The sequence below is a fragment of the Nitratifractor sp. genome (genome assembly GCF_015487065.1).
Taxonomy (GTDB): Bacteria; Campylobacterota; Campylobacteria; order Campylobacterales; family Sulfurovaceae; genus Nitratifractor.
The window spans coordinates 1-2,690 of sequence record NZ_WFQN01000159.1 but is presented as its reverse complement, the minus strand read 5'-3'; the positions used below and the strand labels follow the sequence as shown (position 1 = coordinate 2,690).

The window sequence follows — 2,690 nt, the reverse complement described above, 5'->3', positions numbered from 1 at the left end:
GTTTCCGAGCGTCAGAAACCTTTTGTTCCGGCAGCCGCTGTTTACGCTGTTCCTGCTGCACCAGCAGGTCCCTCAGCTGTTCGATTGCCTTGTCGGGGTCTTCGATATTGTTCCGGATCACGGCAAAGGAGCAATGAACCTCCACCTCGTCAAAAAGTGTGTGGGCTTTGAAAAAGCGGGAGAGCTCTTCCCTGACCTTTTCCGGATCTTCATCCACCGCCAGCAGAAACTCCGCTCCGTTCTTCCGTCCGATCCATGCCCGGTTTCCGAAACGGTGCAGTATCTCTTTGTCCAGGGTGCGCACCAGTTCTTTGAGAATATGATCGGCTTTGTTGACTCCGTAGGTCTCATTGATGACGGAGAGGTTGCTGATCTCCGCCGCCGCCAGGGTGCGAGGACGGTGATGCAGAACCCGATCCCGGAAGGAGTCATAATGATAACTGTCGGTAATCCGGTCAAGGAGCGTCTCCTTTCGGCTCAGTTCCAGGGCGAAAAAGATGAAATAGACGATCGCGAAGACCATCCCCCCCAGAATGAGAATCGCTTCCGTCGTCAGTTCAAACTCCTCTTCACGGAAGAAAACGGCGTAAGCAAGAAGAAAGACAAAGACAAGAACCGGTATCCCGATCCTCAGAGCCAGCTTGAAGTGTCGAGAGCGTTCCTCACGGACAGATTGGAGCATCAGACATCCAGGTGTTTGACATCTTTGGCATGGGTTTCGATGTAGTTCCGGCGCGGTTCCACCTCATCCCCCATAAAGAGGGTGAAGGTGCGATCCGCCTCTTCCACATCCTCGATGGTGATCCGGAGCAGCCGGCGGTTCTCGGGATCCATCGTCGTCTCCCAGAGCTGCTCGGGGTTCATCTCTCCCAGACCCTTGTAGCGCTGGATGTAGGCCCCTTTGCGGGCCGCCGCCAGAATCCGGTCCAGCAGTTCCAGGAGATCCTGATCCCGGAACTCGTCGGTCAGACGCTCCTGGATCTTGCCGGCGATATAGAGGGCTTCGTTGTAGTGGGGGTTGGTGAAAAGGTTGTCGTCAATGATCAGCTCCTCGAGCCCCTCGTTGGTCTGAACGTAATAGTGGATCCGCTCATCACTGACGGCGCGGTTGAGGATGTTGTACCCCAGCGTACCGATATACTCTTCCAGGGCCTTGGCCAGATCTTTGTTGCTCTGCCCGACGATATCGGGATGCTCGATCATGTAGCGCAGCACCTCTGCCAGCGAGAAGCGTTTGTCCAGCTCTTTAAGTGTCATCTGATAGTAGGCCACCAACTTGAAGAGCTCCACCAGATCCTGCTTGCCCATGGAGTGGGCTTCGATAGAGTCGATCCCGTTTTCGATCAGAAAGTCGTTGAGGGCCTTGTCGTCTTTGAGGTAGGTTTCGTTCTTCCCTTTTTTATACCGGTAAAGAGGCGGCTGGGCCAGGTAGAGGTAGCCGTTTTCAATCACCGGTCGCAGGAAACGGAAGAAGAAGGTCATCAGCAGGGTCTGGATATGGCTGCCGTCCACATCGGCATCGGTCATGATGATGATCTTATGGTAGCGGAGTTTCTCTTCGTCGAACTCCTCACCGATTCCGCAGCCCAGCGCCGTGATCATATTCTTGATCTCGTCGGATTTGAGGATTTTCTCCAGGCGGGCCTTCTCCACGTTGAGAATCTTTCCTTTGAGGGGGAGAATCGCCTGGAAAACCCGGTCACGCCCCTGCTTGGCGGAACCGCCCGCCGAGTCGCCCTCCACCAGGTAGAGTTCGCTGATCCCGGGATCCTTGCTCTGACAGTCGGCCAGTTTCCCCGGCAGGGTGCCGACACTCATGGAGTCCTTGCGTTTGACCAGATCTTTGGCCCGTTTGGCGGCTTCGCGCCCCTTGGCAGCCAGAAGCACATGGTTCATGATCGCCTTGGCCTCGATGGGGTTCTCTTCCAGATACTTGTTGATCCGTTCGTAGGTGAACTTCTGCACCAGCGGCCGAACGTAACTGCTTCCCAGTTTGCCTTTGGTCTGGCCCTCGAACTGGGGTTCGGGTACCCGGACAGAAACGACAGCCACCAGGCCCTCTTTGGTGTCGTCGCCGCTGATCTTAGTGTTGCGCTCTTTGGCGTTGGCGTTTTTGGAGATATAGTTGGAGATCGCCCGGGTCAATCCGGCCCGGAAACCCGCTTCGTGGGTCCCGCCGTCGGCAGTCTTGATGTTGTTGACGAAGCTGATGACCTTGTCGCTGTCAGCGTTTTGGTACATGAAGGAGATATCCATCTCGATATCGTCGGCTTTGCCCTCGAAAAGCTGGGGGCTGGAGAGAGGCTCTTTGCTGTGCATATCCTCCACAAACTGCCGAATCCCCCCTTCGAAATGGTAACTTTCCTTGAGGCCGCTGCGCTCATCCCGGAAATCGATGGTGATTCGGGGATTGAGATAGGCCAGCTCTTTGAAACGGCGGGTCAGGATCTCATCTTTGAATTCCACGGTTTCGGTGAAGATGGAGGCGTCGGGCCAGAATTCGATTTTGGTCCCGGTCTTGCGGGTCTTTCCGGTAATTTCCAGGGGCGTGACGGGGATCCCCTTTTCGAACCACTGCTCATGAATCTGCCCATCCCGGTAGATGGTCATATGGAGCTTCTCCGAGAGGGCGTTGACGACGGAGACACCGACTCCGTGCAGTCCTCCGGAGACCTTGTAGGTGTCTTTGT

Annotated in this window: 1 protein-coding gene and 1 pseudogene; both read right to left on the bottom strand. The window is 55.6% G+C overall.

The genetic code is table 11. From position 1 onward, the window contains the following. Positions 1-682: pseudogene (locus F8I07_RS09055) on the bottom strand (hypothetical protein); the annotation flags it as partial. After that, positions 682-2,690 (bottom strand): DNA gyrase subunit B (locus F8I07_RS09050; protein WP_292658632.1); only part of this gene is annotated, 2,009 nt, incomplete at its 5' end. The pseudogene F8I07_RS09055 and the gene F8I07_RS09050, both read right to left, overlap by 1 nt.